Origin of the sequence: Pseudomonas sp. A214 (assembly GCF_900156295.1) — a bacterium.
GTDB classification, from domain to species: Bacteria; Pseudomonadota; Gammaproteobacteria; order Pseudomonadales; family Pseudomonadaceae; genus Aquipseudomonas; species Aquipseudomonas rhizophila.
The window spans coordinates 1,330,671-1,351,743 of the sequence record NZ_LT707062.1; the positions used below are offsets into that span (position 1 = coordinate 1,330,671).

A 21,073-nucleotide genomic window follows, 5' to 3' on the forward strand; every position below is an offset into this window, starting at 1 on the left:
GAACGCCTCATGTGACGCTCCGCGTTACTCTTTGGGACGCGGAGCGTCCCTGGCTGAATCCCCACGCAGAGCGTGGGAACGATCAGCGTGAGGGCTATCAGGCGCCGATGACCCCGCCATCCTCACGGGTAATCACCATCACCGACGACCGCGGCTTACCGTTGGGCAGGTGCTCGGGGAACGTCGAGCCGCCGCTGGGATGCTGGATGCCGACGAACAGGGTTTTGTAGTCTGGCGAGAAGCTGATGCCGGTCACTTCGCAACCCACCGGCCCGACCAGGAATCGACGGATTTCGCCGCTGTCGGGGTCGGCGCAGAGCATCTGGTTGTTGCCCATGCCGGCGAAGTCCCCGGTATTGCTGAAATCACCGTCGGTCTGAATCCACAGCCGCCCGGCCTTGTCGAAGCCCAGGCCATCGGGGCTGTTGAACATGTTCTGGGCGTTGATGTTGGACGAGCCGGCTTTCGGCGTGCCGGCGTGTACCGCCGGGTTGCCGGCGACCACGAACAGATCCCAGGAGAAGGTCTTGGAGGCATGATCGTCGCGGTCGGTGCGCCAGCGCAGGATCTGCCCGTAGACGTTCTTGGCCCGAGGGTTTGGCCCTTCCACCGGTTGACCGGCATCACCGCGCTTGGAGTTGTTGGTCAGGGTGCAATAGACCTGGCCGTCCTTGGGGCTGACCACGATCCACTCGGGGCGGTCCATGCGCGTGGCGCCAACGGCACTGGCGGCCAGGCGCGCATGGATCAGCACTTCGGCCTGGTCAGCGAAACCGCTGCTGGCGTCGATGCCGTTCTTGCCGTGGGTCAGCTCGATCCACTGGCCCTTGCCTTTGGGGTGGTCCGGGTTGCCGTCGCCGGCATCGAAGCGCGCCACATACAAGGTGCCGTGGTCCAGCAGGTTGCGGTTGGCTTTGGCATTGCGATGGTTGATGCGCTCGCGGCTGACGAACTTGTAGATGAATTCGCCGCGCTCGTCATCGCCCATGTACACCACGGCGCGACCGTCATTGGTCTGCGCGAGGGCGGCGTTTTCGTGTTTGAAACGGCCCAGAGCAGTGCGTTTTACCGGGGTGGATTGCGGGTCGAACGGATCGATTTCCACCACCCAGCCATGGCGATTGAGTTCGTTGGGGTTCTTCGCCAGATCAAAACGCGGGTCGTGCAGGTGCCAGTTGATTTCACTGCTGGTGACAGTGGCGCCATAGCGTTTTTGTGCCGCGTCGAACTGCAGGTCCGCCTTGCTGCTGCCGAAGCAGTCGGTGAAGTTCTCTTCGCAGGTCAGGTACGTGCCCCACGGCGTCATGCCGTTGGCGCAGTTCTGGAAAGTCCCCAGCACTTTTTTGCCGCTCTTGTCGGCGCTGGTTTTCAGCAGATCGTGGCCGGCTGCCGGACCACGCAGGCGAATCGGCGTGTTGCCGTGGATCCGGCGGTTGTAGCGCGATTCCTGGACGAACTGCCACTGGCCGCGACGGCGCTGGATCTCGATCACCGACACGCCTTCGGCGGCTTGGGCCTTGCGCACGTCTTCGGCCGACTGCGGCTGGCCGCCGTGAGGGAACAGGTATTGGTAGTTGGTGTACTCGTTGTTGATCGCCATCAGCGCCCGGTTCTTGTCGCCGGGGAATTCGAACAGGCTCATGCCGTCGGTGTTGTCGCCAAACTGCTCTTCCTGAGCGCGGGCTGTTCCATTGCCACTGGGGTCGAACGCCGGTGCATTTTTGCGCAGTGGCTGGCCCCAACTGATCAGCACCGAGGCTTTGTAGCCCGGTGGCAGAGTAATGGTGTCGGCCGTGGCGGCGGCGATGCTTTTAAAGCCCAGCAGCTTGCTGTTGCCTTCGCTCACGGCGGCGGCCAGCACGCTGCGGCTCAGCAGGTTGCCGCCCAGAAACATCGCCGCGCCGCACAGGGCGCCGGCGCTGATGAAGCTTCGACGGCTCAGGCCGACGATCTTTTCCAGGTCGGTGGATTGGTTTTCTTCTAATAGGCTCATCATCAGGCTCCCTGCTGGTTTTGGCAGTCACCTTAAAGCGGGTCGATGAAACTATTGTTGCAGCGCGCTACAGCGGTGTGCCGAGCAGCACATTTGTCGGTGAAAACGCGACGTGCACCGCAGAACCGGTAGCCAGGTTTCGCTCATGCAATTGGAGCGGATCGGCCAGGGCGCACAATGTCTGGCCGTTGGGCAGGCCGATACGCACTTCACTGGGGCCGTCTTCGGCGGCGGCAACCTGCTCGATCACGCCGCGCAACGTGTTGATTCCCGATTGCTCCGCTGACTCGATGGGGTGCAACTCCAACCAGCCGGCCTTGATCAGGGCCACCACTTCGGTGCCGATAGCCAGCTCCAGGCGTAAGGTGCTGTCATGGGTGATTTGCGCCTCGATGACCAGACCCCGGGCCAGTTCCAGGCGTACCCGGTCATTGTGGCCCTGGGCCTCGATCCCCAGGACTTTGCCATGCAGTTGATTGCGCGCGCTGGTGCGCAGCATCAAGCGACTGAGCAGGCCCAGATCCCCGGCGTCCTCGCTGGCTTCCAGTAACTGCGCCTGCAGCGCTTGCAAGCGCTGATACAGACGCAGCACGCGTTGCCCCTCCTCTGACAGCTTGGCGCCGCCACCGCCCCTGCCGCCGACGCTGCGTTCCACCAGCGGCTGGTCCGCCAGGTTATTCAACTCGTCGATGGCATCCCACGCCGCCTTGTAGCTCAGGCCCGCGCTCTTGGCGGCGCGGGTGATCGAGCCTTGTTCGGCAATGTGCTGCAACAAGGCGATGCGTTGTGGGCGCCGGACGATGTGCTGGGTCAGGAGCGGGGGCAATGACATGATGGAGAACTGCGCCAAGGAATCATGAGCGGACGTTGGCGCCTCGCAGGCGGCGCGTCAAGCCGGCTCACCGGGTTTCGGCGTGCGGGCCAGGCAATACACATCGACCCGGGCGGCGCCGGCATCCAATAGTAGGCGAGCCAGCGCCTGGGCTGTGGCGCCGGTCGTGAGCACATCGTCGACCAACGCCAGATGACGGTTGCCGAGCACGGCGTCGGGTGTGATGGCAAAGGCTTGACGCAGGTTTCGGCGCCGGGCCCTGGCATCGAGTGCCTGCTGGGCGGGGGTGTCCTGGACGCGCCGCAGCAGTTGTTCTTCGCAAGGGATCTTCAATGTCGCGCTGAGCCAGCGTGCAAGCATCGAGGCCTGATTGAAACCCCGTTGACGCAAGCGCCGATTGGCAAGCGGTACTGGCACCAGTGCGTCGGGTGGCTCCAGTCCTTCATTGAAGTGATGCTGCAGGGACTGCGCCAGCAGTTCGCCCATCAACCGACCGAGCGGCCATTTGGCCTGATGTTTGAAACGTGCGATCAGGCTGTCGATAGGAAAGTCGTAGGCCCATGGCGCCAGGACCCGCTCGAAGGCTGGCGGTTGAGTGGCGCACTGGCCACAACGCAGCCCGGCCATGGGCAGTGGCAAGGCGCAGATACTGCACTGGTCACCGAGCCAGGGTAGTTCGCTCTCGCAGGGGGTGCAAATGGGTTGGGGCGTATCGGTGGTTTCGCCACACAACAGACAAGATTGTTTGTTTTTTAACCAGATGTAAACCGGTTCATCGTATCGTGGTTGACAGCGCATGACTCTTCCTTAAATATGCCGAACATCCGTGTCGCGCCTGTGGGTATTCCATGTCCCCAGGTGCCAGCCAAGCATAATCAAGGAAATGCCCATGAGCGCCAGCACCACTGCCAACCTGCGTCATGACTGGTCTTTGGCCGAAGTCAAAGCTCTCTTCGTCCAGCCCTTCAATGACCTGTTGTTCCAGGCGCAGACCGTGCACCGCGCGCATTTCGACGCCAACCGCGTCCAGGTGTCCACGCTGCTGTCGATCAAGACCGGCGCCTGCCCGGAAGATTGCAAATATTGTCCGCAGTCCGGCCACTACAACACCGGGCTGGAAAAAGAAAAGTTGCTGGAAGTGCAGAAAGTCCTCGAAGAGGCCGCCCGTGCCAAGGCCATCGGCTCGACCCGTTTCTGCATGGGCGCGGCGTGGAAGCATCCGTCGGCCAAGGACATGCCTTATGTGCTGGAGATGGTCAAAGGCGTGAAGGCCATGGGCCTGGAGACCTGCATGACCCTGGGCCGCCTCGATCAGGACCAGACCCAGGCCCTGGCCCAGGCCGGCCTGGACTACTACAACCACAACCTCGACACGTCGCCGGAGTTCTACGGCAGCATCATCACCACTCGTACCTACAGCGAGCGTCTGCAAACCCTGGCTTACGTGCGAGATTCGGGGATGAAGATCTGCTCCGGCGGCATCCTGGGCATGGGCGAGTCCCTGGACGATCGCGCCAACCTGCTGATCCAGCTGGCGAACCTGCCGGAGCATCCGGAATCGGTGCCGATCAACATGCTGGTAAAAGTCGCCGGCACGCCATTGGAAAACGCCGAAGACGTCGACCCGTTCGATTTCATTCGCATGCTCGCCGTAGCGCGGATCCTGATGCCCCAGTCCCATGTACGCCTGTCCGCCGGCCGCGAAGCGATGAACGAACAGATGCAGGCCCTGGCATTTTTCGCCGGTGCCAACTCGATTTTTTATGGCGACAAACTCCTGACCACCGCCAACCCGCAAGCCGACAAGGACATGCAACTGTTCGCTCGCCTGGGCATCCAGCCGGAGGCCCGCGAAGAGCATGCTGATGAAGTGCATCAGGCGGCTATTGAACAGGCGCTGGTGGAGCAGAAGAGCAGCGAGCAGTTCTACAACGCCGCCCTCTGAGCTGACGCAAAAAAAATGTGGGAGCGAGCCTGCTCGCGATGGCGATGGAGCATTCAACATTTATGTTGACTGGCACGCCGCTATCGCGAGCAGGCTCGCTCCCACAGGGGGATTTCCTCCAGTCTTTAAATAGCGGTTCACCCCGAGGCCTGCATGCCCTTCGATCTCGCCGCACGCCTGACTGCCCGTCGTGCCGAAAACCTCTATCGCCAGCGCCCGCTGCTCGAAAGCCCACAGGGGCCAGAGGTGGTGGTGGACGGCCAGCCGCTGCTGGCGTTCTGCAACAATGATTACCTGGGCCTGGCCAATCATCCGCAAGTGATCGAAGCCTGGCGCGCCGGTGCGGCGCGATGGGGCGTGGGTGGCGGTGCTTCCCATCTGGTGATCGGCCACAGCGGGCCTCATCATGCCCTGGAAGAAGCCCTGGCTGACTTGACTGGCCGCCCGCGGGCACTGCTGTTCACCACCGGCTACATGGCCAACCTTGGCGCTGTCACCGCACTGGTGGGGCAGGGTGATACGGTGCTGGAGGATCGACTCAACCACGCTTCGTTGCTCGACGCCGGGTTGCTGTCTGGCGCGCGCTTCAACCGTTACCTGCACAACGATGCCCAGAGCCTGGCCAACCGTCTGGAGAAAGCCACCGGCAATACGCTGGTGGTCACCGATGGTGTGTTCAGCATGGACGGTGACATCGCCGATCTGCCGGCCCTGGCCCGTGCAGCCAGGGCCAAGGGCGCCTGGCTGATGGTCGATGATGCCCACGGTTTCGGCCCGTTGGGGGCCAATGGCGGCGGGATCGTCGAACATTTTGGCCTGAGCCAGGATGACGTGCCGGTATTGGTCGGCACCCTGGGTAAAGCCTTCGGTACTGCCGGTGCTTTTGTCGCCGGCAGTGAAGACCTGATCGAAAGCCTGATCCAGTTCGCTCGTCCCTACATCTACACCACCAGTCAACCGCCGGCTCTGGCCTGCGCTACGCTCAAGAGCCTTGAGCTGCTGCGCAGCGAGCATTGGCGGCGCGAACATTTGCAGGTGCTGATCCGCCAGTTTCGCCACGGTGCCGAGCAGATCGGCCTGCAATTGATGGACAGTTTCACGCCGATCCAGCCGATCCTGATCGGCGATGCGGGGCGGGCGATGCGCTTGTCGCAGATGCTGCGTGAGCGGGGACTGATGGTCACTGCGATCCGCCCACCCACCGTGCCGGCCGGCAGCGCTCGTCTGCGCGTGACCTTGACCGCCGCTCACAGTGAGGCTCAGGTGCAGCTACTGCTGGAGGCATTGGCCGAGTGTTTTGCACAACTGGGACCGGAGCCAAGCCATGCGTGATCGACTGATATTGCTGCCTGGTTGGGGCTTGGGCGTTTCCCCGCTGGAGCCTCTGGCGGCTGCGCTGCAAGGGCTCGATGAACATCTGCGGGTCGAGATCGAGCCGTTGCCGGCACTGACCTCAAGCGACCTCAATGAATGGCTCGATGAGCTGGATGCCACATTGCCCCAGGATGCCTGGTTGGGTGGCTGGTCGCTGGGCGGCATGCTGGCCGGCGAGCTGGCGGCGCGTCGGGGCGAGCGCTGTTGCGGCTTGTTGACCCTGGCGAGCAACCCTTCTTTCGTGGCCCACGATCAATGGCCGAGCGCGATGGCCGGTGAAACCTTTGATGGGTTTCTCGCCGGGTGCGCCGCCGACCCGCGCCAGACCCTCAAGCGCTTCAGTTTGTTATGTGCCCAGGGTTGCAGCGATCCGCGCGGCTTGTCGCGATTGTTGCTGGCGGGTGCGCCAGTCACTTCGCCCGATGTGTTGATGGCCGGGCTCGAGCTACTGGCGCAACTGGATACCCGCGCCGCCTTGCAGGGCTTCGGCGGCCCGCAGCTCCACGTGTTTGCCGGGCTCGACGCCCTGGTACCGGCTGAGGCAGCGGGTGAATTGCTGGTGTTGCTGCCCGATGTTGAAATCGGTCTGATCGAACAGACCGGCCACGGATTCCCTCTGGAAGACCCTCACGGTGTGGCGGGGGCGATTCAGGCTTTTTTGCATGAGTCCGATGATGACTGATTTGTCTGTTGCCAAATTGCCCGGTGCCTTGCCGGACAAGCGCCAGGTGGCGGCCTCGTTTTCCCGGGCGGCGACCAGTTACGACAGCGTGGCCGAGCTGCAGCGCGACGTAGGCCAGCAGTTGCTGGACCGGCTGCCTGCTTCGATCATGCCTGAGCGCTGGATGGACCTGGGTTGTGGCACCGGCTATTTCACGAGGGCGCTGGGTACGCGCTTCGGCGAGGTGACCGGGTTGGCGCTGGATATCGCCGAAGGTATGCTCAACCATGCTCGCCCTCAGGGCGGGGCTGCGCACTTTATAGCCGGTGATGCCGAGCGGTTGCCCTTGCAGGCCTCCAGTTGCGATCTGGTGTTCTCCAGCCTGGCGGTGCAGTGGTGCGCGGATTTTGCCTCGGTGTTGAACGAAGTCCATCGGGTTTTGAAACCCGGTGGCGTGTTTGCCTTTACAAGCCTTTGCGTCGGCACGTTGTACGAACTGCGCGACAGCTGGCGTCAGGTGGATGGCCTAGTGCACGTCAACCGTTTTCGCGGGTTCGAAACGTATCAACAGCTATGTGAGGCCAGCGGGCTGAACGTTATCAGCTTGGAAAACCGTCCCCATGTGATGTATTACCCGGACGTGCGCGGTCTGACCCATGAATTGAAAGCCCTCGGCGCCCACAATCTGAACCCCGGCCGGCCCGGCGGGTTGACGGGTAGGGCGCGGATCCTCGCACTGGTTGACGCTTACGAACAGTTTCGTCAGGTACAGGGTTTGCCCGCGACCTACCGGGTGGTTTACGCCGTGCTGGAGAAACCGCTATGAGCCAGGCTTATTTCATCACCGGTACCGACACCGACGTGGGCAAAACCACCGTCGCGGCTGGCCTGCTGCATGCTGCGCGACAGGCTGGCATGTGCACCGCCGCGGGTAAGCCCGTGGCCTCTGGTTGTGAAGTAACGCCCAAGGGCCTGCGCAACGCCGATGCCTTGGCGCTGTTGGCCGAATGCTCGGTGCCGCTTGAGTATGCCCAGGTCAATCCGGTGGCGTTCGAGCCGGCCATCGCGCCTCACCTGGCCGCTCGGGAAGCCGGCGTGGCCTTGACTGTGCAATCGTTGCTGGGGCCGATGCGTGAAGTGTTGGCCTTGGAGGCCGATTTCACTCTGATCGAAGGCGCGGGCGGCTGGCGCGTTCCGCTGGCCGATCAGGACAACCTCTCGGACTTGGCGATGGCGCTGGGGCTACCGGTGATCCTGGTGGTGGGCGTGCGCCTGGGCTGCATCAGCCACGCCCTGTTGACCGCCGAGGCCATCGCCCGGGACGGCCTGCAACTGGCGGGTTGGGTGGCCAATATCATCGACCCCAAGACATCGCGGCTGGAAGAAAATCTGGCGACCCTGGCCGAACGCCTGCCGGCGCCGTGCTTGGGGCGTGTGCCGAGAATCAAGGGCATCACCGCCGAAGCCGTGGCTGCGCATCTGCACCTGGATTTGCTGGACTACTAAGGTTTTCACTATGACAAGGCACTGTGCCATTAGTGTTTTTGTCGGGCCTTTTCCCCAGGCTTCTGTTTCAATGTCCGCTGTCTACCCTTCCAGAAGACGAGTTCTGCCATGGAAATCTCAGGAAATACCGCGTTCTATGCCGGTCTGAGCACTATTCAGACAGGGCAGAACCGTGTCGATCAGGCCTCTAGCCAGATTGCCAACAATACGATCGAGCGTTCGGTCACCAGCCAGTCGTCCGAACTGCAAGTCGATCGTTTGCGGTCGGTGGATCGCAGCCAGCAATCGGACTTGGCCAGCAACATGGTTGAAATGTCCCAGGGCAAGTTTCAGGTCGAACTGGGCGTGAACGTGGCCAAGGCTTCCGATGAAATGCTCGGTACGTTGATCGACACTTTCGCCTGATTCTCTACCTCAGGTTTGCCTGAACGCCGCGATTATTCGCGGCGTTTTCGTCTCTAACTCCTTCTGGCTCAACTAATCTTTTCCTACGGACGCTGTGAGTGTTTCGCTGCGGTGAATTGCTGTGCCTGGGATTTTTTCCGGGACGATGACGAACGGCAAAAGATCGACGCTTGACAAGATTTAGGCGTAAACGTATGTTTCAAACAACTGTTTGACCGTCACAACAAATCCATGCGGTCGTTCATTCCCGGTTACATCAGCAGAGGTTTATCGCTATGCCTGACTACAAGGCCCCCTTGCGTGATATTCGCTTCGTTCGTGACGAACTGCTTGGCTATGAAGCGCACTATCAGAGCCTTCCGGCTTGCCAGGACGCAACGCCAGACATGGTTGACGCCATTCTCGAAGAAGGCGCCAAGTTTTGTGAGCAGGTGCTGGCACCGCTGAACCGTGTGGGCGACATTGAGGGCTGCACCTGGAGCGAATCCGGTGTGAAGACTCCGAGCGGCTTCAAGGAAGCCTACAAGCAATTCGTCGAAGGCGGCTGGCCAAGCCTGGCCCACGACGTTGAGCATGGTGGTCAAGGCCTGCCGGAGTCCCTGGGCCTGGCGGTCAGCGAGATGGTCGGCGAAGCCAACTGGTCGTGGGGCATGTACCCGGGCCTGTCCCATGGCGCGATGAACACTATTTCCGAGCACGGTACGCCCGAGCAGCAAGAGGCCTACCTGACCAAGCTGGTTTCCGGCGAATGGACCGGGACCATGTGCCTGACCGAGCCGCACTGCGGCACTGACCTGGGCATGCTGCGCACCAAGGCCGAGCCTCAGGCCGACGGTTCGTATAAGGTCAGCGGCACCAAGATCTTCATTTCGGCCGGCGAACACGACATGGCCGACAACATCGTCCACATCGTTCTGGCACGCCTGCCAGACGCACCGGCCGGTACCAAAGGTATTTCGCTGTTCATCGTTCCTAAGTTCCTGCCTAACGCCGACGGCTCCATCGGTCAGCGCAATGCGGTGAGCTGCGGTTCGCTGGAACACAAGATGGGCATCCACGGCAACGCCACTTGCGTGATGAACTTTGACGCGGCCACCGGTTTCCTGATTGGCCCGGCGAACAAAGGCTTGAACTGCATGTTCACCTTCATGAACACCGCACGCCTGGGCACCGCGCTGCAAGGCCTGGCTCACGCCGAAATCGGCTTCCAGGGCGGCCTGAAGTACGCCCGTGACCGTCTGCAAATGCGTTCCCTGACTGGCCCGAAAGCGCCGGACAAGGCTGCCGACCCGATCATCGTGCACCCCGACGTGCGTCGCATGCTGCTGACCATGAAGGCCTTCGCCGAAGGTAACCGGGCGATGGTTTACTTCACTGCCAAGCAAGTGGACATCGTCAAGTACGGCGTCGATGAAGAAGAGAAGAAAAAAGCCGATGCACTGCTGGCGTTCATGACGCCGATCGCCAAGGCGTTCATGACTGAAGTCGGCTTCGAATCGGCCAACCACGGCGTGCAGATTTATGGCGGTCACGGTTTCATCGCCGAGTGGGGCATGGAGCAGAACGTTCGCGACAGCCGCATTTCGATGCTGTACGAAGGCACCACCGGCATCCAGGCCCTCGACCTGCTGGGCCGCAAAGTGCTGATGACCCAGGGCGAAGCGCTCAAGGGCTTCACCAAGATCGTTCACAAGTTCTGCCAAAGCAACGAAGGCAACGACGCGGTCAAAGAGTTCGTAGAACCTCTGGCTGCGCTGAACAAGGAATGGGGCGAGCTGACCATGAAGGTCGGTATGGCGGCCATGAAAGACCGCGAAGAAGTTGGCGCGGCCTCGGTGGATTACCTGATGTACTCCGGTTACGCCTGCCTGGCCTACTTCTGGGCTGACATGGCGCGCCTGGCGGCGGAAAAACTCGCCGCCGGCACCATCGAAGAAGCTTTCTACACCGCCAAGCTGCAGACCGCGCGCTTCTACTTCCAGCGCATCCTGCCACGCACCCGCACTCACGTGGCAACCATGTTGTCGGGCGCCAACAACCTGATGGACATGAAAGAAGAAGACTTCGCACTGGGCTACTAAGCCTTACGCGGTTCTTCTAAAAAAGCCGCTGCTTCCTTCGGGAGCAGCGGCTTTTTTGCGTCTGACCGCAACCCCTGTGGGAGCGAGCCTGCTCGCGATGACGGCGGCATATCCAACATCATTGTGGGCTGACCCACCGCTATCGCGAGCAGGCTCGCTCCCACAGGAATTGTTGGCAATCGTGGAACAACATTCATCCAACAAAACCCTAAGAAAACATCCCCCCCTGCCGTTACAAGGATGGCAGTGTGACATCTGTCACATCTCGCGTGCCTTAATGCCCCAGTAGCAGGCACAATGCCATCTTTGATCAGCCGGGTCGGAGCTTTACCCTTGCCGCGTTCTTCCGCTGTACGTTTCAGTCATTTCCTACCGTCATTGGTGCTGTTGCTGGCGGGGCTTGCGGCTGCCTACGTCAAGGATCTCAATGTCTTTTTCACCTCCCTGTTCAACGTTCTTCCTACATTGGTGTTGTTGCTCGGAGGGGCGTACTGCGCCGTTTACCGACGTCAGCGTGAGCTGTTTCTGATGATCACGGTGTACATCGCCTATTTCCTGCTGGACACCCAGACCGACTTCTATCGCGACAACGGCAAGGTGCGCGATGACGCAGCGGTGGTGTTTCACCTCGTCTGCCTGTTGTTGCCGCTGTTGTTTGGCCTGTTCGCCGCGTGGCAGGAGCGGACTCATTTGTTCCAGGACATGGTGGCGCGGTTCGCGGTGCTGCTGATCTTTGGAAGCGTGGCGCTGGCCCTGGAGCAAAGTTTTCCCCAGGCACTGCTGTTGTGGCTTTCGGAGATCCGCTGGCCAGCGTTGCACGGTGCCTGGATGAGCCTGATCCAGTTGTCCTACCCGGTGTTCATCGCCGCCTTTGTGTTGCTGGCCTGGCAATACTGGCGCCATCCGCGACCGTTGCATGCCGCGCAATTGGTGGGTTTGCTCGGCGTGTTCTGGATGTTGCCCAAGACCTTCATCCTGCCATTCACCCTGAACATCATGTGCAGCCAGGTGATGCTGATGATCGCGGCGGCGGTCGCCCACGAGGCTTATCAGATGGCGTTCCGTGACGAACTGACCGGCCTGCCGGGGCGTCGGGCGCTGAATGAGCGCATGCAGCGCCTGGGTCGCAATTATGTCTTGGCGATGAGCGACGTGGACCATTTCAAGAAATTCAATGACACCCACGGCCACGACGTGGGCGACCAGGTGTTGCGTCTGGTCGCCAGCAAACTGTCGAAAATCAGCGGTGGCGGTAGGGCTTATCGCTACGGTGGAGAGGAATTTGCGCTGGTATTCGCAGGAAAAACCATCGAAGAGTGCATGCCTCATCTGGAAGTCATTCGCGAATCCATCGCGAACTACAGCATCCAGCTACGCAATCCCGACAGTCGTCCCCAGGATGATCAACAAGGTCGCCAGCGTCGTGCCGGTGCCGGGGCATCCAGTGTATCGGTGACGGTCAGCATCGGTGTGGCCGAGCGCATCGAACAGCGCACCCCCGAAGAAGTGCTCAAATCCGCTGACCAGGCTCTCTACAACGCCAAGGGAGCCGGGCGTAACTGTGTGATTGCCTATGGGCAGAACCGTCGCGGTGCGGTGCGCATGGAAGCGGCCGCGGGTTGAGTGATGATGGCGCATTCAGCGTCTGGACTGTGATTGTGAGCCTCGGTGGCCGGCAGTAGGTTTCAACGACCTGTTACCGGAGAAAACCACCATGCCCGAGTACAAAGCCCCGCTGCGCGACATGCGCTTTCTGATCGATCACGTCTTCGATTTCCCTGGCCGCTATGCCGAACTGGGCGCCAGCGATGCCAGCCCGGACATGGTCAGCGCGATCCTCGAGGAAGGCGCCAGGTTCTGTGAGAATGTGCTGGCGCCGCTCAATCGCTCCGGTGACGAAGAAGGCTGCCATTTCGACAACGGCGTGGTCACCACGCCTACAGGCTTCAAGCAGGCTTTCGCACAGTACGTGGAGGGCGGCTGGCACGGGCTGGCGGCGGACCCGACTTACGGCGGCCAAGGATTGCCCAGTTCCCTGGGCCTGGTCATCAGCGAAATGGTCGGCTCCAGCAACACCTCCTGGGGCATGTACCCGGGCCTGACCCATGGTGCGATGTCGGCCATTCATGCCCACGGCACCGAAGAGCAGAAACAGGCCTACCTCACCAAGCTCACGGCCGGTCAATGGACCGGCACGATGTGCCTCACCGAAGCCCATTGCGGCACGGACCTGGGCATCATCAAGACCCGAGCCTTGCCTCAGGCCGATGGCAGCTACGCGATTACCGGCAGCAAGATTTTCATTTCCGCCGGCGAACACGACATGAGCGACAACATCATTCACTTGGTGCTCGCCAAACTGCCGGATGCGCCTGCCGGGACCAAAGGTATCTCGCTGTTCATCGTGCCCAAGTTCCTGCCGGACGCCAGTGGCGAAGCGGGACCGCGCAATGGCGTCTCCTGCGGCTCGATCGAGCACAAGATGGGCATCAAGGCGTCCGCCACCTGCGTGCTTAATTTCGACGGGGCCAAGGGATTCTTGATCGGCGAGCCGAACAAGGGTCTGAACTGCATGTTCACCATGATGAACCATGCCCGGCTGGGCACCGGCATGCAGGGCCTGTGCCTCGGGGAAGCGAGCTTCCAGGGCGCGATCAAATATGCCAACGACCGTTTGCAGATGCGCTCGCTGACCGGCCCCAAGGCGCCGGAAAAAGCCGCCGATCCGATCATCGTCCACCCCGATGTGCGCCGGATGTTGCTGACCATGAAAGCCTTCAACGAGGGCAACCGGGCACTGACTTACTTCACCGCGCAACTGCTGGATATCGCACACCTGAGCAGCGACGAAACCGCCCGCCAGGAGGCCGAAGACCTGCTGGCGTTCCTCACCCCGATCTGCAAGGCTTTCATGACCGATACTGGCCTGGAAGTAACCAACCACGGCATGCAGGTGTTTGGCGGCCATGGTTTCATTCGTGAGTGGGGCATGGAACAGCTGGTGCGCGACTGCCGTATTGCGCCGATCTATGAAGGCACCAACGGCATCCAGGCCTTGGATCTATTGGGGCGCAAGGTGCTGGGCAGCCAGGGCAAGTTGCTGCGAGGGTTCACCAAAATCGTCCATAAGTTCTGCGCCGCCAACGCTGAACATCCACAGCTCAAGGATTACGTCGCGCAACTCAACGGGCTCAACCAGCAATGGGGCGAACTGACCACCCGGGTTGGCATGGCGGCCATGAAGAACCCCGATGAAGTCGGCGCCGCTTCGGTGGACTATCTGATGTACAGCGGTTACATCATCCTGGCCTATCTGTGGTTGCGCATGGCGTTGGTGGCCCAGGCGCAACTGGATGCAGGCGAAGGTGACGCTGATTTCTGCCGGGGCAAACTGGCGACCTGTGAGTTTTACTTCAAGCGCCTGCTGCCAAGGACCGCTGCCCATCGGGCCGCGGTGGAGGCGGGGAGCGATTGCTTGATGAAGTTGCCGGCGGAGTTGTTTGCCCTTTGATGTGAGGGGGACAAAGATCGCAGGCTTCGCCAGCGCCTACAGACGTGCGCATATTCCCTGTAGGAACTGGCGAAGCCTGCGATCTTTTCTGCGGTGACTAAAAATAACAAAACAGTCACTGGCTGACCCTATGTGTCGCAAAAGTTGTTGGGGTACACTCAGGCCACTGCAAAAACCGTTTTCTTACGAACCAATTGTTTAGATCTTGCGAGGTTTGCCATGGCTGACTACAAAGCGCCCCTGCGCGATATGCGCTTCGTCCTCAATGAAGTGTTCGAGGTCGCGAAGCTCTGGGCTCAACTGCCGGCGCTGGCCGAGACCGTAGACGCTGAAACCGTCGAGGCGATCCTTGAGGAAGCCGGCAAAGTCACCAGCAAAAGCGTTGCCCCCCTCAGCCGTGCAGCTGACGAAGAAGGTTGCCACTGGGCTGACGGTGCCGTCACCACGCCAGCCGGTTTCCCACAGGCCTACAAGACTTACGCTGAAGGCGGCTGGGTCGGTGTCGGTGGTGATCCGACCTACGGCGGCATGGGCATGCCCAAGGCTGTTTCGGCTCAGGTCGAAGAAATGGTCAACTCCGCCAGCCTGTCCTTCGGCCTGTACCCCATGCTGACCGCCGGGGCTTGCCTGTCGATCAATGCTCACGCCAGTGAAGAGCTGAAAGCAGCCTACCTGCCGAACATGTACGCCGGCGTCTGGGCCGGTTCCATGTGCCTGACCGAGCCGCATGCCGGTACGGACCTGGGCATCATTCGCACCAAGGCCGAACCTCAGGCCGACGGTTCCTACAAGGTCAGCGGCACCAAGATCTTCATTACTGGCGGCGAACACGATCTCACCGAAAACATCATCCACCTGGTGCTGGCAAAGTTGCCGGACGCACCGGCAGGCCCTAAAGGCATCTCGCTGTTCCTGGTGCCCAAGTTCATGGTTAACGCCGACGGCAGCCTGGGGGCGCGTAACGCGGCCAATTGCGGGTCGATCGAACACAAGATGGGCATCCAGGCGTCCGCCACCTGTGTGATGAACTTTGACGACGCCGTGGGTTATCTGGTCGGCGAGCCGAACAAAGGCCTGGCGGCGATGTTCACCATGATGAACTACGAGCGTTTGGGTGTGGGTATCCAGGGCCTGGCCACCGGTGAGCGCTCCTACCAGAACGCCATCGAATACGCCCGTGACCGCCTGCAAAGTCGTTCGCCAACCGGTGCGCAGAACAAAGACAAAGTCGCTGACCCGATCATCGTCCACCCGGACGTGCGCCGGATGTTGCTGACCATGAAAGCTTCGAACGAAGGTGGCCGGGCATTTTCCACCTACGTGGCGATGCAACTGGACACCGCCAAGTTCAGCGAAGACCCGGCCACCCGCAAGCGTGCCGAAGATCTGGTGGCCTTGCTGACCCCGGTGGCGAAGGCGTTCCTGACTGATCTGGGACTGGAAACCACTGTCCATGGCCAGCAGATTTTCGGCGGCCACGGCTACATTCGCGAATGGGGTCAGGAGCAACTGGTGCGTGACGTGCGCATCACCCAGATCTACGAAGGCACCAACGGTATCCAGGCGCTGGACCTGGTAGGGCGCAAGATCGTCGGCAGTGGCGGGGTGTTCTACAAGCTGTTCGCTGACGAAATCCGCCACTTCACGGCTACCGCGAGCAGTGATCTGGCCGAGTTCACCAAGCCGTTGAACGACGCTGTCGGTACGCTGGATGAGCTGACCGAATGGCTGCTGGACCGGGCGAAAAGCAACCCGAACGAAATCGGCGCGGCTTCGGTGGAATACCTCCAGGCGTTCGGCTACACCGCCTACGCCTATATGTGGGCACTGATGGCCAAGGCGGCCTTGGGCAAAGAAGCGCAGGATGATTTCTATGCGAGCAAACTGGGCACGGCGCGGTTCTACTTCGCCCGTCTGCTGCCGCGCATCCACTCCCTGAGTGCCTCGGTGAAGGCGGGTAGCGAGTCACTGTTCCTGCTGGACGCTGGGCAGTTTTGAAATCTGACGGCGTGTAAGCAAATGCTTACACGCCGTGCTGGCGTTTTCCCTCTATCGGCTGATTGGATCCAGAGCTAATCTACTTCACATGGACGTCGCGCAGGATGCGCAAAGCAAAAACACGGACACGTAGGATTCTGCCAGGATGGCGGAGCGAAATGGATGTCAGGGAAACAGTCTGCAAAGCCCCGCTTCGGCGGGGTTTTCTTTTGTCCGCGTTTTTATCTTCCCGCGCTTTATCCCTTCTGGATGGCTTCTCACTGAACCCTGACGAGCGGTCGGGTGTCCATGTGCTATATGGCAATGTGGCCATCGCCAATCAGGAGTCATCCATGGATATCATTCGAATCATCATCGCCATCCTGCTGCCGCCGTTGGGTGTGTTTCTGCAAGTGGGCTTCGGCGGGGCATTCTGGCTCAACATCCTGCTGACTCTGTTGGGTTACATCCCGGGTATCGTGCATGCGGTGTACATCATCGCCAAGCGCTGAATTTGTTGGTTTGCACAAATCCCCTGTGGGAGCGAGCCTGCTCGCGATAGCGGTAGATCCAGTCAAAATCTCCATGGACTGATCCACCGTTGTCGCGAGCAGGCTCGCTCCCACATTTGGTTTTGCATTTGCCCTATAGGGGGCCATCCATCACCCTGCGATAGAACAACCATTCATGTTCCAGCGCATGAGCCTGGTTGATCGCCTTGCGAAAGCCATGGCGCTCATCGGCGTAGTAATGCGCTTCTACCGCGATTCCGTTGTTCTGCAATGCCTCGACCATATCGCGTGTTTGCTGCGGCACGACCACGGCATCCAGTTCACCCTGGAAAAATATCACCGGGGTGCGGATCTGATCAGCGTGCAGCAGTGGCGTGCGGTCCCGGTAGCGTTCGGCGTCCTGTTGCGGGTCGCCGATCAACCAATCCAGATAATCGCCTTCGAATTTGTGCGTGGCATGACCCAGGGCGACGGGGTCGCTGACACCATAGAGACTGGCGCCGGCGCGGAACACGTCATGGAACGCCAGGGCGCAAAGAGTCGTGTAGCCGCCAGCACTGCCGCCACGAATGAACGCGCGACGGCCATTGATCAAGCCTTGTTCCTCAAGGTACGTGACCACCGCGCAGGCATCCTCGACGTCCACCACCCCCCAATTCAAATACAGCGCCTGTCGATAGGCCCGGCCATAACCGCTGCTGCCGCGGTAATTGAGATCGGCTACGGCAAAGCCGCGCTGGGTCCAGTACTGGATGCGCGGATCAAAGATGGGATAACACGCCGAGGTCGGTCCGCCATGGATGAACACCACCAATGGCGGCTTCTCTTCGGCGTTCATGGCCGGGTAAAAGAACCCATAGGCTTGGCTGGAAGCCGAGGGATAGCGCAGGGTCCGGGGGCGACTGATGTGTTCGATGGGCAACGGCGCAACGCCACCGGCGAGCACCACCACTGCATGGTTTTGCCGCTCAATGGCTATCACCGCCGACGGGCTGATTGGCGAAGCGGCGATGGCATAAATGAACCGCTCATCGAGTGCCAGGCTGCGAAAACGCGAATAGGAGCCGGTGAAATCCTCGGATACGCCGTCACTGCGGCAGAGGCCCAGTCGCCCGAAACCCGCCTCGGTCCAGCTCGCCAGGTAAGCGCTTTCGCCCAGCGGCAGCCAGGTACAGCCGCCCAGTTGCCAGGGTGCTGGGGCGTGATCGGCTTCGGCGGCGGGCAGTGGCTCCAGGTCGTCGGCGGATTCAATCCAGGGCTGCCAATAACCGCCACGATCGCTCAGGCAATAAAGGCGACCGGAATCATCAAAACGCGGTTGCTGAATAGACTCCTCGTGACCGCTGCCCGCGACGCAACGCGGCTCGTCCCAGGTGCCAGCGTTGCGCTCGGCCAGCATCAGTCTCGTTGACGTCCACGGTTGATGGGGGCGGCTCCACTCAATCCAGGCCAGTCGTCGACCATCCGGACTCAAGGTCGGCGCGGCATAGAAGTCCGCACCTTCGGCCAGCAGATGTCGTTGATGATCTGCCAGGCCGATCGAGACCAGGCGATGCTGATTGGCCTGCTCCTCCACCGCCAGCACCTGGCCGCAAGCGAAGTGAAGATCGCCATATCGACAATCACTTGAGGTCAGCGCCACGGGTTGTTCGCCGGCCAGCGACTGGTGATACACCTGCTGATCGGCCTCATTGACGAACAGCACACCGTCGTCGCTCAGGCAGAACGAGCCGCCGCCGTATTCATAAACCCGGCTGCGGACACTGAACCCGTCCGGGGTCAGGCATCGGGCCTTGGCATCCTGCCAATGCCAGATCCGGCAGGCACCGTCTTCGGGACGGTATTGATTCCAGAACAGTCCAAGGGGCCCGGCTTGCAGCTCAGCGAAGTCGATGCCTGCCGCAACGGCCTGGGCTGCGCTGAAAGAATCAGCCTTTGGCGATGAGGCGTGAGTTTCGTTCATTGCGAAAGGCCAGTTGTTCAATCGTCTGAGTGGCATGCTCGGCGTCTTCCCGAGCCTGAAGAATCATCCCGTGATGCTCGGATTTGCTGCACACCGGGTCGGCATTGCTCGCATCGCCCGTGAGCATGAACGCCTGGCAGCGACAGCCGCCGAAGTCCTTTTCTTTTTCATCACACGAGCGGCACGGCTCGGGCATCCAGTCATAGCCGCGGAAACGATTGAAGCCGAACGAGTCGTACCAGATGTGCTGCATGCTGTGGTCACGCACGTTGGGAAATTGCACGGGCATCTGACGGGCGCCGTGACAGGGCAATGCGGTGCCGTCCGGCGTGACGGTCAGGAAAATGCTGCCCCAGCCGTTCATGCAGGCCTTGGGGCGTTCTTCATAATAGTCCGGGGTGACGAAGATCAACTTGCACGGATGCCCTTGGGCTTCCAGTCTGGCGCGGTATTCGTTGGTGATACGTTCGGCACGCACCAGTTGTTCCCGGGTGGGCAGCAGGCCGACGCGGTTGAGCTGTGCCCAACCGTAGAACTGGCAGGTGGCGAGTTCGACGAAGTCGGCTTCAAGGGCGATGCACAGCTCGATAATGCGGTCGATCTTGTCGATGTTGTGTCGATGGGTGACGAAGTTCAGCACCATCGGATAGCCGTGGGCCTTGACCGCCCGGGCCATTTCCAGTTTTTGCGCGAAGGCTTTCTTTGAACCGGCCAGCAGGTTGTTCACCTGTTCGTCGCTGGCCTGGAAACTGATCTGGATGTGGTCGAGGCCGGCCTTTTTGAAATCGCTGATTTTCTGCTCGGTCAAGCCGATGCCAGAGGTGATCAGGTTGGTGTAGAAACCCAGCCTGCGCGCCTCGGCGATCAGTTCGGCCAGGTCCTGGCGCACCAGCGGCTCGCCGCCGGAAAAGCCCAATTGCGCGGCGCCCATCTCACGCGCCTCGCGAAACACCTTGAACCACTGCTCGGTACTCAGCTCCTTGCCCTGTTCGGCGAAGTCCAGCGGATTGGAGCAGTACGGGCATTGCAACGGGCAACGGTAGGTCAGCTCGGCCAGCAGCCACAGCGGCAGGCCGACTTCAGGCTTGGGCGGCAGGCTTGTGGCGTCAGACAAGTTCGATCCAATGCTCTGCACGGGCGACCTCCATGAATTGCTCGATGTCGTCACCGAGTTCCGGCACGTCGGGGAACTGTTTGGCCAACTCGCCAATGATGGCGGCCACATCCCGTTCACCGTCGATCAGGCCGCCAATCAGCGAAGCGCTGTCGTTGAGCTTGATCATGCCTTCAGGATAGAGCAGCACGTGGCCCTTCTGTGCCGGCTCGTACTGGAAACGATAGCCGGGGCGCCAGCGTGGGGTCTTGCTGCGATCGAAACTCATAAGGTAATTCCTTTGTGCCACACCCGTTGCCCGGTCACGCTGTGATAGGGCGGGCGGTTCAATTCGTAGGCCATGCTCATGGCATCGAGCATGCTCCAGAGGATGTCCAGTTTGAACTGGAGAATCTCCAGCATGCGCTCCTGGCCTTCGCGGGTGGTGTAATGCTGCAAGGTAATCGCCAGGCCGTGCTCCACGTCACGCCGGGCCTGGCCCAGGCGGGTGCGGAAATATTCGTAGCCGGCGGGGTCGATCCAGGGGTAATGCTGCGGCCAGCTGTCCAGGCGCGACTGATGGATCTGCGGTGCGAACATTTCGGTCAGGGAGCTGCTGGCGGCTTCCTGCCAAGAGGCGCGGCGGGCGAAGTTGACGTAGGCATCCACCGCGAAGCGCACGCCCGGCAGCACCAGTTCCTGGGAGCGCAGTTGATCGGGATCCAGGCCAACCGCCTGACCCAGCCGCAACCAGGCTTCGATGCCGCCGTCTTCGCCGGGCGCGCCGTCATGGTCGAGCAGGCGCTGGATCCACTCGCGGCGGATTTCCCGGTCCGGGCAGTTGGCCAGGATCGCGGCATCCTTGAGTGGGATGTTCACCTGATAGTAAAAACGGTTCGCGACCCAGCCCTGGATCTGCTCGCGAGTGGCGCGGCCCTCATACATCGCCACGTGATACGGGTGATGAATATGGTAATACGCACCCTTGGCGCGCAGGGCCGCTTCGAACTCGGCGGGGGACAGGGGGGTGTCAGTCATTGCGGTTCTCCGGGCAATTCCCGTGGATTCTGTGGCGTCAGGGTTGGCCCCATCGCGAGCAGGCTCGCTGCCACACTCGATCTGTAACGCATGAAATATCCGGTACGACTCAAACTACTGTGGGGGCGAGCCTGCTCGCGATGGCGTCTCATCAGCCAGCAGCGATTGGCTGAAACAGCGCA

General features: G+C 61.0%; 18 protein-coding genes. 11 read left to right on the forward strand and 7 right to left on the reverse strand.

Annotation, left to right across the window (positions count from 1 at the left end):
- Positions 1-97: 97 nt before the first annotated feature.
- The 3 genes from BW979_RS05995 to BW979_RS06005 form a co-directional block, all read right to left on the reverse strand.
- Positions 98-1,993 (reverse strand): PhoX family protein, encoded by a 1,896-nt coding sequence (locus tag BW979_RS05995; RefSeq protein WP_047228120.1) that lies wholly within the window; start codon positions 1,991-1,993, stop codon positions 98-100.
- Between the two features lie 67 nt (positions 1,994-2,060).
- Positions 2,061-2,825 (reverse strand): TOBE domain-containing protein, encoded by a 765-nt coding sequence (locus BW979_RS06000; RefSeq protein ID WP_047228119.1) that lies wholly within the window; start codon positions 2,823-2,825, stop codon positions 2,061-2,063.
- Positions 2,826-2,882: 57 nt separating this feature from the next.
- The gene (locus tag BW979_RS06005; protein WP_076383415.1) at positions 2,883-3,623 is read right to left on the reverse strand and encodes a ComF family protein; all 741 of its coding nucleotides are present in this window, start codon (positions 3,621-3,623) and stop codon (positions 2,883-2,885) included.
- A 91-nt stretch (positions 3,624-3,714) separates the two neighbouring features.
- On the opposite strand from BW979_RS06005, the gene bioB reads away from it, so the two are divergent.
- The 11 genes from bioB to BW979_RS06065 all read left to right on the forward strand — a co-directional run bounded on the left by bioB (position 3,715) and on the right by BW979_RS06065 (position 16,797).
- The gene (gene bioB, locus BW979_RS06010; protein ID WP_076383416.1) at positions 3,715-4,770 is read left to right on the forward strand and encodes a biotin synthase BioB; all 1,056 of its coding nucleotides are present in this window, start codon (positions 3,715-3,717) and stop codon (positions 4,768-4,770) included.
- Positions 4,771-4,923: 153 nt separating this feature from the next.
- A complete protein-coding gene (gene bioF / locus BW979_RS06015) occupies positions 4,924-6,102 on the forward strand; it encodes an 8-amino-7-oxononanoate synthase (RefSeq protein WP_047228116.1) in 1,179 nt (392 codons plus the stop codon).
- Positions 6,095-6,826: an alpha/beta fold hydrolase gene (locus tag BW979_RS06020; RefSeq protein ID WP_076383417.1), complete on the forward strand. Its 732-nt coding sequence runs from the start codon at positions 6,095-6,097 to the stop codon at positions 6,824-6,826. The genes bioF and BW979_RS06020 overlap by 8 nt, the downstream gene beginning before the upstream one ends.
- Positions 6,819-7,631 carry a malonyl-ACP O-methyltransferase BioC gene (gene bioC / locus BW979_RS06025; protein WP_047228114.1) on the forward strand — a complete coding sequence of 271 codons (813 nt, stop codon included), beginning with the start codon at positions 6,819-6,821 and terminating at the stop codon, positions 7,629-7,631. Before BW979_RS06020 ends, bioC begins: the two co-directional genes overlap by 8 nt.
- Positions 7,628-8,311: a dethiobiotin synthase gene (gene bioD / locus BW979_RS06030; protein WP_076383418.1), complete on the forward strand. Its 684-nt coding sequence runs from the start codon at positions 7,628-7,630 to the stop codon at positions 8,309-8,311. The genes bioC and bioD overlap by 4 nt, the downstream gene beginning before the upstream one ends.
- Positions 8,312-8,419: 108 nt before the next feature.
- A complete protein-coding gene (locus BW979_RS06035) occupies positions 8,420-8,716 on the forward strand; it encodes a hypothetical protein (protein ID WP_047228112.1) in 297 nt (98 codons plus the stop codon).
- A gap of 275 nt (positions 8,717-8,991) precedes the next feature.
- A complete protein-coding gene (locus BW979_RS06040) occupies positions 8,992-10,797 on the forward strand; it encodes a phenylacyl-CoA dehydrogenase (RefSeq protein ID WP_076383419.1) in 1,806 nt (601 codons plus the stop codon).
- Positions 10,798-11,130: 333 nt separating this feature from the next.
- Positions 11,131-12,420, forward strand: coding sequence for a GGDEF domain-containing protein (locus BW979_RS06050; RefSeq protein WP_076383421.1), 1,290 nt, complete (start codon positions 11,131-11,133; stop codon positions 12,418-12,420).
- Positions 12,421-12,511: 91 nt separating this feature from the next.
- Positions 12,512-14,308: an acyl-CoA dehydrogenase C-terminal domain-containing protein gene (locus BW979_RS06055; protein WP_047228109.1), complete on the forward strand. Its 1,797-nt coding sequence runs from the start codon at positions 12,512-12,514 to the stop codon at positions 14,306-14,308.
- A 219-nt stretch (positions 14,309-14,527) separates the two neighbouring features.
- Positions 14,528-16,306, forward strand: a complete 1,779-nt coding sequence (locus tag BW979_RS06060) for an acyl-CoA dehydrogenase C-terminal domain-containing protein (RefSeq protein WP_076383422.1) — start codon at positions 14,528-14,530, stop codon at positions 16,304-16,306.
- Positions 16,307-16,638: 332 nt separating this feature from the next.
- On the forward strand, positions 16,639-16,797 hold the full coding sequence (locus BW979_RS06065; RefSeq protein WP_038436734.1) for a YqaE/Pmp3 family membrane protein: 159 nt from the start codon (positions 16,639-16,641) through the stop codon (positions 16,795-16,797).
- Between the two features lie 133 nt (positions 16,798-16,930).
- On the opposite strand, the gene BW979_RS06070 is transcribed toward BW979_RS06065, so the two are convergent.
- Genes BW979_RS06070 through pqqC form a run of 4 tightly spaced genes read right to left on the reverse strand, consistent with a single transcriptional unit; the run spans position 16,931 to position 20,891 of the window.
- Positions 16,931-18,760: a S9 family peptidase gene (locus BW979_RS06070; protein WP_076383423.1), complete on the reverse strand. Its 1,830-nt coding sequence runs from the start codon at positions 18,758-18,760 to the stop codon at positions 16,931-16,933.
- A complete protein-coding gene (gene pqqE / locus BW979_RS06075; RefSeq protein WP_076383424.1) occupies positions 18,726-19,895 on the reverse strand; it encodes a pyrroloquinoline quinone biosynthesis protein PqqE in 1,170 nt (389 codons plus the stop codon). Before pqqE ends, BW979_RS06070 begins: the two co-directional genes overlap by 35 nt.
- Complete coding sequence (gene pqqD / locus BW979_RS06080) at positions 19,867-20,142, reverse strand: pyrroloquinoline quinone biosynthesis peptide chaperone PqqD (protein ID WP_047228106.1); 276 nt, start codon at positions 20,140-20,142, stop codon at positions 19,867-19,869. Before pqqD ends, pqqE begins: the two co-directional genes overlap by 29 nt.
- The gene (gene pqqC, locus BW979_RS06085) at positions 20,139-20,891 is read right to left on the reverse strand and encodes a pyrroloquinoline-quinone synthase PqqC (protein WP_047228105.1); all 753 of its coding nucleotides are present in this window, start codon (positions 20,889-20,891) and stop codon (positions 20,139-20,141) included. The genes pqqD and pqqC overlap by 4 nt, the downstream gene beginning before the upstream one ends.
- Positions 20,892-21,073: the final 182 nt, after the last annotated feature.

Bases quoted from the DNA above. Each gene is read 5' to 3' on its own strand.
- bioC (WP_047228114.1), top strand. From the start codon at position 6,819: ATGACTGATTTGTCTGTTGCCAAATTGCCCGGTGCCTTGCCGGACAAG.
- BW979_RS06060 (WP_076383422.1), top strand. From the start codon at position 14,528: ATGGCTGACTACAAAGCGCCCCTGCGCGATATGCGCTTCGTCCTCAAT.
- bioD (WP_076383418.1), top strand. From the start codon at position 7,628: ATGAGCCAGGCTTATTTCATCACCGGTACCGACACCGACGTGGGCAAA.
- pqqC (WP_047228105.1), bottom strand. From the start codon at position 20,891: ATGACTGACACCCCCCTGTCCCCCGCCGAGTTCGAAGCGGCCCTGCGC.
- BW979_RS06055 (WP_047228109.1), top strand. From the start codon at position 12,512: ATGCCCGAGTACAAAGCCCCGCTGCGCGACATGCGCTTTCTGATCGAT.
- BW979_RS06005 (WP_076383415.1), bottom strand. From the start codon at position 3,623: ATGCGCTGTCAACCACGATACGATGAACCGGTTTACATCTGGTTAAAA.
- BW979_RS06040 (WP_076383419.1), top strand. From the start codon at position 8,992: ATGCCTGACTACAAGGCCCCCTTGCGTGATATTCGCTTCGTTCGTGAC.
- pqqD (WP_047228106.1), bottom strand. From the start codon at position 20,142: ATGAGTTTCGATCGCAGCAAGACCCCACGCTGGCGCCCCGGCTATCGT.
- bioB (WP_076383416.1), top strand. From the start codon at position 3,715: ATGAGCGCCAGCACCACTGCCAACCTGCGTCATGACTGGTCTTTGGCC.
- bioF (WP_047228116.1), top strand. From the start codon at position 4,924: ATGCCCTTCGATCTCGCCGCACGCCTGACTGCCCGTCGTGCCGAAAAC.
- BW979_RS06020 (WP_076383417.1), top strand. From the start codon at position 6,095: ATGCGTGATCGACTGATATTGCTGCCTGGTTGGGGCTTGGGCGTTTCC.
- BW979_RS06035 (WP_047228112.1), top strand. From the start codon at position 8,420: ATGGAAATCTCAGGAAATACCGCGTTCTATGCCGGTCTGAGCACTATT.
- BW979_RS06000 (WP_047228119.1), bottom strand. From the start codon at position 2,825: ATGTCATTGCCCCCGCTCCTGACCCAGCACATCGTCCGGCGCCCACAA.
- BW979_RS06065 (WP_038436734.1), top strand. From the start codon at position 16,639: ATGGATATCATTCGAATCATCATCGCCATCCTGCTGCCGCCGTTGGGT.
- BW979_RS05995 (WP_047228120.1), bottom strand. From the start codon at position 1,993: ATGAGCCTATTAGAAGAAAACCAATCCACCGACCTGGAAAAGATCGTC.
- BW979_RS06070 (WP_076383423.1), bottom strand. From the start codon at position 18,760: ATGAACGAAACTCACGCCTCATCGCCAAAGGCTGATTCTTTCAGCGCA.